This is a genomic window from Bacillus sp. JJ1521, assembly GCF_036965165.1.
GTDB lineage: Bacteria > Bacillota > Bacilli > Bacillales > Bacillaceae_L > Ferdinandcohnia.
Genome location: NZ_JBALOX010000120.1, coordinates 1 through 7,194, shown reverse-complemented (window position 1 = coordinate 7,194; position 7,194 = coordinate 1). Strand labels below are relative to the sequence as shown.

The 7,194-nt window shown below is 37.1% G+C and carries 9 protein-coding genes; all 9 read left to right on the top strand.

Annotated elements, in window-relative coordinates; genetic code table 11:
* Nucleotides 1-448 (top strand): carbohydrate ABC transporter permease (locus V7147_RS16290; RefSeq protein WP_335368885.1); only part of this gene is annotated, 448 nt, incomplete at its 5' end.
* Nucleotides 449-619: 171 nt separating this feature from the next.
* The gene (locus V7147_RS16285; protein ID WP_335368884.1) at nucleotides 620-1,324 is read left to right on the top strand and encodes an N-acetylmannosamine-6-phosphate 2-epimerase; all 705 of its coding nucleotides are present in this window, start codon (nucleotides 620-622) and stop codon (nucleotides 1,322-1,324) included.
* 10 nt (nucleotides 1,325-1,334) lie between these two features.
* Nucleotides 1,335-2,465, top strand: a complete 1,131-nt coding sequence (locus V7147_RS16280; RefSeq protein WP_335368883.1) for a mandelate racemase/muconate lactonizing enzyme family protein — start codon at nucleotides 1,335-1,337, stop codon at nucleotides 2,463-2,465.
* Between the two features lie 12 nt (nucleotides 2,466-2,477).
* A complete protein-coding gene (locus V7147_RS16275) occupies nucleotides 2,478-3,494 on the top strand; it encodes a Gfo/Idh/MocA family protein (protein ID WP_335368882.1) in 1,017 nt (338 codons plus the stop codon).
* Between the two features lie 13 nt (nucleotides 3,495-3,507).
* Nucleotides 3,508-3,813 carry a M55 family metallopeptidase gene (locus V7147_RS16270; protein WP_335368881.1) on the top strand — a complete coding sequence of 102 codons (306 nt, stop codon included), beginning with the start codon at nucleotides 3,508-3,510 and terminating at the stop codon, nucleotides 3,811-3,813.
* A 22-nt stretch (nucleotides 3,814-3,835) separates the two neighbouring features.
* Nucleotides 3,836-4,894, top strand: a complete 1,059-nt coding sequence (locus V7147_RS16265; RefSeq protein WP_335368880.1) for a Gfo/Idh/MocA family protein — start codon at nucleotides 3,836-3,838, stop codon at nucleotides 4,892-4,894.
* 79 nt (nucleotides 4,895-4,973) lie between these two features.
* On the top strand, nucleotides 4,974-5,822 hold the full coding sequence (locus V7147_RS16260; RefSeq protein WP_335368910.1) for a MurR/RpiR family transcriptional regulator: 849 nt from the start codon (nucleotides 4,974-4,976) through the stop codon (nucleotides 5,820-5,822).
* 71 nt (nucleotides 5,823-5,893) lie between these two features.
* Nucleotides 5,894-6,733 carry a sugar phosphate isomerase/epimerase family protein gene (locus V7147_RS16255; protein ID WP_335368879.1) on the top strand — a complete coding sequence of 280 codons (840 nt, stop codon included), beginning with the start codon at nucleotides 5,894-5,896 and terminating at the stop codon, nucleotides 6,731-6,733.
* A gap of 80 nt (nucleotides 6,734-6,813) precedes the next feature.
* On the top strand, nucleotides 6,814-7,194 hold a 381-nt coding region (locus V7147_RS16250; protein WP_335368878.1), incomplete at its 3' end, for a DUF624 domain-containing protein.

Here is a 7,194-nt window from a genome sequence, read left to right as displayed (position 1 = left end):
TTTAATTCTAGAAAAACTCCATCTAATCGGGTCTTTTTCTGGAGTTATCTTGCCTAGTGCAGTTACGGCATTTGGTATCTTTTTGATGAGGCAGGCATTTATGGGAATCCCTAAGGAAATTGACGAATCCGCCATTATTGATGGTGCAAAGCCTTGGCAAATATGGTGGTATATCATGATCCCAATGGTAAAGCCGATGCTAGCAACATTAGCTATTTTAAGTTTCATTGGTTCTTGGAATAATTTCTTATGGCCACTACTTGTTTTACAAGATCCAAACACATATCCGTTAACAGTTGGCCTATATGACTTAAAAGGAACGTTCGTAACGGATACGCGACTTGTATCTGCAGGTGCAATAATTGCATTAATTCCGATACTAATTGTGTTTGTGGCTTTTCAAAATTACTTTATTAAAGGAGCCTATAGTAGTGCCGTTAAAGGATAATAGAAAACTGTTTACCATTCTAATGATGAATTATTCTAATCGTATCCAATATTTCAGTAATTGACCTGCACGACAATTTTTTTGGAGTAGTGTGAAGAAAAAATCCTTTCTTGTATTTTGATGGTGGATTAATCTTTCAGTATATTGGTGCGATAAAAAAGAGGGGAAACGATGAAAAAACAAGAGTTTTTGAACTTAATATACCAACAATTAATTGTTTCGTGTCAGGCTTTAGAGGATGAGCCGTTACATGGCTCAATGTACATGGCCAAAATGGGTCTTGCTGCAAAAATGGGTGGGGCCGTTGCGATAAGGGCTAATGGAAAGGAAGATATAATCGCCATTCAAAAAGCTACCAGTTTGCCCACAATTGGAATTATTAAAAGAGATTATCCGGAAAGTGACGTGTTTATAACACCTACATTAAAGGAAGTTTCTGAGCTAATTGAGTCTGGTACAGATGTTATAACACTTGATGCAACGTTTAGAAAACGACCAAACGGGGTCACTTTTGCAGATTTAGTTTGGTTTATAAGAAAAAATAGTTCCAGTCTCATTATGGCTGATGTGTCTACAGTTGCAGAAGGTATAGCTGCTGTGGAAGAGGGGTGTGACCTAGTCTCTACTACACTCTCTGGATATACGCCATATAGTCCACAAATTGAAGGGCCTGACTTTAATCTCATCAATGATCTTAGCTCCAACTGTAAGGTGCCTATTATCGCTGAAGGTAGAATATCTACTCCAGATGAGGCACTTATGGCTTTTAAAAATGGTGCGCATTCAGTAGTAGTAGGATCTGCGATTACAAGACCGCAGGAAATTACCAAAAGATTTGTGGAGGGAATCAAAAAAGCTGAATTAAGGAATTTATGAGGTGGTAAAAATGATTATTAAGGACCTTGAAGTCTTTCCTTTGTCATTGCCAATGAAACAAAGTTTTCAAATTTCAGGGGGGACAGTTGGAGATAGTAATCAAGGTGCACCGCATGTTTATGTAAAAATCATATCTGAAGATGGCTTCGAGGGCTGGGGAGAGGCTAGACCAAGTCATAGATGGAGTTATGAGACAATTGAGACCGTTGTTTCAACCATTCAAAAATATATCAAACCTGTAATTCTTGGTAAGAAAGCTGATGACCTTTCCACTATCCATGAAATGATTGACAAGGAAATTTCCTCTGGATTCTCGAAAGGTCAGCCTATTTGTAAAGCGGCTGTTGATATGGCTCTCTATGACCTAATTGGTAAAAGCTCTAACAAATCGTTATCTGAAGTTTGGCTTGGTAAGTCAAAAAAACATATAGATTTATCTTATCTAATAAGTACAAGAAATCTTGAAGAGGCTGCTAAAAAAGCTAAGTATGCAAGTGAGAATGGATATAAAGCAGTTGATGTGAAAATCGGTTTCAATGTTGGTTTCGATATGGAAGTTTTAGAAACTGTGAAGGCAGAAGCACCATCTCTCTTTTTTAGAGTTGATGCAAATCAAGGATATACTCTTCCTGAAGCAATAAAAGCAGCGAAAAAAATGGAAAAAATCGGTGTTGACGTTTTTGAACAGCCCTTAAAAGCAAATGATTTACTTGGACATAGAGAATTGAGAAGAAAAACATCATTACCGATAGCTTTAGACGAAAGTATTTGGAGTCCAAGTGACGTATTACAAGCCATTCGACTTGAAGCTTGTGATTATGCAGTAATAAAACTCACCAAAATGGGAGGAATCACTGGGGCAAAATTAGCAGGGGAATTGGCTAAGGAAGCAAATCTTGGTTTACTCGGAGGCGGGTTAACAGAATCTTCATTAGGGCTAACAAGTAGTGCCCACTTGTTTAATTATTTAGGAATCCATCTCCCATCGGATTTGAATGGTCCGTTTTTTCTTGCAGATGATCCGATTCAAAACAGCGGAGAAATTGAGATGGGATCAATTTTACTACCTTCAGGATATGGTATCGGATGTGAAGTAGATCCTAAAAAGCTTGAAACCTATAAAATTCAAGTTCAAGTATAGTAGGAGGATAAAATGACAAAAAAGATTAGGTTTGGAATTATCGGATGTGGTGTGATTTCTCCGTTACATGCTGAGGCGATTAATGCATGTCCAAATACTGAACTTGTTGCGGTTTCAGATTTGAATTTGGAGACAGCTAGGAAATTTGCCGAAGCATTTAATATTTCCACCTATGTTACCGACTATAAAGATCTACTCGCTATAGAAGATATCGATGTCGTTTCAATTTGCACACCAAGCGGGACACATGGTCAAATCGCTATTGATGCAGCTATAGCTAAAAAAAATATTTTATGTGAAAAGCCCCTCGAAATAAATGTAGATCGTATGACCCAAATGATACAGTCCTGTAGGGAACAAGGGGTAAAGTTAGGATGCGTATACCAACGAAGGGCCACAAGCGTAGTAAAAAGAGTAAAAGAGGCCATCACTAATGATGAGATTGGTAAGTTAATACTTTGTGATGCCTACTTAAAATATTATCGAGACCAGGCTTATTACGATAGCGCAGGGTGGCGTGGAACTTGGGAAATGGACGGTGGCGGGGCATTAATGAATCAGGGTGTCCACGGGATTGACCTGTTTGTGTGGTTAACAGGTGGTGTTACAAAAGTGTTTGCTAGAGCCGCTGCTTTAACAAGAAACATTGAGGTAGAAGATACTGCAGTTTCTGTTCTTGAATGTAAGAACGGTGCTTTTGGAGTAATTGAAGGTACCACCTCCGTTTTTCCAGAGAGGAGTACCCGGATTGAGCTTTATGGGGAAAAGGGTACGATTATATTTGACGACAATGGAATTCAGGAATGGATTACCAAGGATAAAGGGGATATTACGAAAGAGATTAAAATTGAACAGGAAAATATTGAGGGAGTAAGGTCAATTGGCCATTATCATTTTATTGAAGATATGGCTAAAGCAATTATTGAAGACCGAGAACCAATGGTAACAGGTGAGGAAGCGAGAAAGGCCGTTGATTTAATCCTTTCAATCTACGAATCTTCTAAACAACAAAAAGAAGTTTACTTGTAAGGAAGGCAAAGTTATGAAAATCTATGTGAGTGTAGACATGGAAGGAATCGCGGGTATTTTACTACCTGAACAGCTTAAAAAAGGTGGATTATTATATGAAGAGGCTCGGAAGCTATTAACTGCTGAAGTTAATGTAGTAATTGAGGGGTTAATTGAAGCGGGGGCTGAAGAGATTTATGTGAAGGATGCTCATGGTACAGGGTACAATTTTATTGCTTCAGAACTACATCACGGGGCAAGATACTGTATGGGCCATTCAGCCGTGGGTGTATGGAATCGATGTAGAAGTTACAAATTAATAAACTTCAAGTCTTATTAAACAGGGTAAGGAGTGTCATATAATGAGAGAAATTCGGGTAGGAGTTATCGGTGCGGGAAGCATTTCAGAACTTCATTTTAGTTCGTATGCCAACAATAATCATGTCAAAATAATTGCTGTTTGTGACATTAATAGAACAAGGGCAGAACAAAAAGCAAAGACCTATGGTGCAGAATTTACTTACTCTGATTATCGTGAACTTTTAGCTAATCCTGAAATTGATGCAGTCAGCATATGTACATGGAATAACAGTCATGCAGAAATAAGTATTGCAGCACTTAAGGCTGGCAAGAATGTACTGGTAGAAAAGCCATTGTGTAAAACTGTTGACGAGGCATTGGAAATTGAAAAAACGGTAAAGGAGACTGGTAAACTACTCCAAGTGGGATTTGTCCGACGGTATGCTAGCAACACTGCTATACTCCAAAAATTTATTCAAAATGATGAATTAGGTAATATTTATTATGCTAAGGCCTCTTGTATTCGAAGATTAGGCAATCCTGGAGGTTGGTTTTCTGACATGGAACGTTCTGGTGGCGGACCATTGATTGATTTAGGTGTTCACATGATAGATATATGCTGGTATCTAATGGGACGTCCAAAGGTAAAATCCATAAGTGGCAACACCTATCATAAACTTGGAAACAGATCAAATGTGGAAAACTTATCCTACTATAAGGCATCAGATTTTGATGTAACAAAAAATACAGTAGAGGATCTTGCTAACGCTCTTATTCGATTCGAGAACGGTGCATCATTATTTGTCGATGTTAGCTTTTCACTTCATGCAAAAAAGGATGAAATCTCTGTTAAATTATTTGGAGAAAAGGGTGGAGCGGAAATTGAACCTGAGCTTCTAATCGTTTCTGAAAAGTACGATACAATTGTTAATCTGAATCCTCAAATCGACAATTTGTCATTTGATTTTGTTAAGGCATTTCAATCGGAAATTGATTGTTTTATTGAATGCTGTCGTACTGGGAATGAAACAGTTAGTCCTGTAGAAGATGGTGTTGAGATGATGAAAATCTTATGTGGAATTTATGAATCTAGTAATAAAGGTACAGAAATTCATTTTTAATTTACGAAAAATGCATAAAAGAACCAATGTTATAATTTTTAAACGTAAGCCAAGAAAGAAGGAGTAGAAATTGAATACAATGACGAAATCGAACCCAATTTTAATGATTACAAGTATTTATAAATCACTAACTAAAGCTGAACAAAAAGTAGCCGATTTCGTAATGATGGATACGGAAGAAGCTGTCTATTCGTCCGTAACAGACCTTGCAGAAAAGTCGGGGGTGGGAGAGACAACCGTTATTCGATTTTGTCGTAAGCTTGGTTTTCGTGGATATCAGGAGTTTAAGTTAGCTGTTGCACAAAACCTTGTAAGTCCTGAAGAACATGTTCATGGAAAAATAGAAGAAAATGATACACTTGAAGTAGTTTCACGAAAAATAACAACTCAAAACACACATGCCCTTGAAAATACGCTAAACTTATTACAAACACACGCACTCGAAAAAGCCGCCACAACAATTATCTCGGCCAATCGATTGTTTTTCTTCGGCATTGGTTCATCCGGTATCACTGCAATGGACGCAAATCACCGATTTATGCGTTTCGGCTATAATGTTATCCATTCATCTGATTCGCATGTTATGGCAATGAACGCGGCCCTTGCAACAAAGGATGACGTCGTTTTTGGCATCTCCACCTCTGGAAGCACAAAAGATGTTGTCGATGCAATTCGAATTGCTAAGGAAAATAACGCATTTGTCATTTGTTTAACAAATCATGCACGTTCACCCATTACTAAGTATGCAGACGTCATTTTATTAGCTGCATCAAAGGAATCGCCACTCCAAGGCGGAGCGTTTGCTTCTAAGATTGCACAACTTCATTTACTTGATATTTTAACAACTGTTATTGCATTAAAGGATAAGAATCAAACTTTTCAATCCATTGAGCAGACAGCTAAAGCTGTTTTGGATAAAATGTACTAGTTTTCATAAGGTAGATGCAGTTTTGAGCTGCATCTTCTTTTATAAGTTAATAAATGAATGAGGTGATTAAAATGAAAACAAGTGTGAGTATGTATAGTTTACATAAATACACAGTTAACGAAAATTTGGATGTGTTTGGGTTTATTGATTATGCTTCTTCAATTGGTTTGGATGGAGTAGAACTTTTAGATATGTACTGGAAGGATGAAGCGAAAGAAATTCCGGTAGTAAAGCGATTGTTGTCAGAAAAAAACCTACTGGTAAGTGCTTATGATATTTCAAATAATTTTGTGAAGCCAAGCAAAGAAGAACGAAATATTGAAATTCAAAAGGTGTACAAAGGGATTGATATTGCCCAAAGCTTGAACACTAATGTCGTTCGAGTTTTTAGTGGGGATTTAAGTGAAAACATTTCCTTTGAACAGGGAAAGTCTTGGATAATTGAATGTTTAAAAGAAAGTGCAAGTTATGCGGAAGAAAAAGGAATCATCCTTGCAATTGAAAACCATGGTTATTTCGCCGGTAGAAGTGAGCAGGTTATAGAATTAATCGAAGCTGTTGGCTCTACTCATGTAAGAAGCACGCTTGATACTGGTAACTTCCTTTTAGTAGATGAAGATCCAAAGCACGCCGTTTCCGTACTAAAAAAATATGTTTCTCATGTCCACTTTAAGGATTTTATTAATATGGGAAAAGAGTACGAGGGCCATGCATTCCGTTCACTGTCCGGAGATAAATTTTCGGGAACAGTCGCGGGGGAGGGTAGTGTAGACCTTCATCATGTCATAGAAGAGCTAAGAAGTGTTAATTACATGGGATGGCTGTCAGTAGAATATGAAGGAACAGATAATCCAAAAGTAGGTACAGAGAAATCCATTTATAATCTAAAACAAATATTACAGGCTAAGTGATTTGGTGGACTTTAATCTCAGAATGATTCAATTTCAATGATATTGGTTAATGTTCATCCTTTGTGAAAGAGGTGGAAAAGATGTTTTCCTATGATGGAAAATTATTCAAAGTAATGGGGGTGATTGGAAATATTTGTTTCATCAACTTGTTGTGGCTTATTTCCTCGCTTCCTATTTTCACAATCCCAGCTTCAACCTCTGCCATGCTAGGGGTGATTAAAGACTTATTAGAAGGAAAAGAACCATCTTTAGCAAAAGTGTTCTTTAGTCATTTTAAAAAATATTTTAAAAAGTCAAGTATGATTGGGCTATTACAATTTCTTATAGGGGTTGTATTAGTAGGTGACCTTCTTGTGATGTGGAATTTGGAAGGGAATATTCAATATATCATGCTCTTTTTATTTGGATTATTAGCTTTGATTTTTTTATTTATGTCCTTCTATATATACCCATTATTAGTG

Coding starts and splice junctions, on each gene's coding strand:
- V7147_RS16270 (WP_335368881.1), top strand. CDS start 3,508: ATGAAAATCTATGTGAGTGTAGACATGGAAGGAATCGCGGGTATTTTA.
- V7147_RS16285 (WP_335368884.1), top strand. CDS start 620: ATGAAAAAACAAGAGTTTTTGAACTTAATATACCAACAATTAATTGTT.
- V7147_RS16280 (WP_335368883.1), top strand. CDS start 1,335: ATGATTATTAAGGACCTTGAAGTCTTTCCTTTGTCATTGCCAATGAAA.
- V7147_RS16255 (WP_335368879.1), top strand. CDS start 5,894: ATGAAAACAAGTGTGAGTATGTATAGTTTACATAAATACACAGTTAAC.
- V7147_RS16265 (WP_335368880.1), top strand. CDS start 3,836: ATGAGAGAAATTCGGGTAGGAGTTATCGGTGCGGGAAGCATTTCAGAA.
- V7147_RS16275 (WP_335368882.1), top strand. CDS start 2,478: ATGACAAAAAAGATTAGGTTTGGAATTATCGGATGTGGTGTGATTTCT.
- V7147_RS16260 (WP_335368910.1), top strand. CDS start 4,974: ATGACGAAATCGAACCCAATTTTAATGATTACAAGTATTTATAAATCA.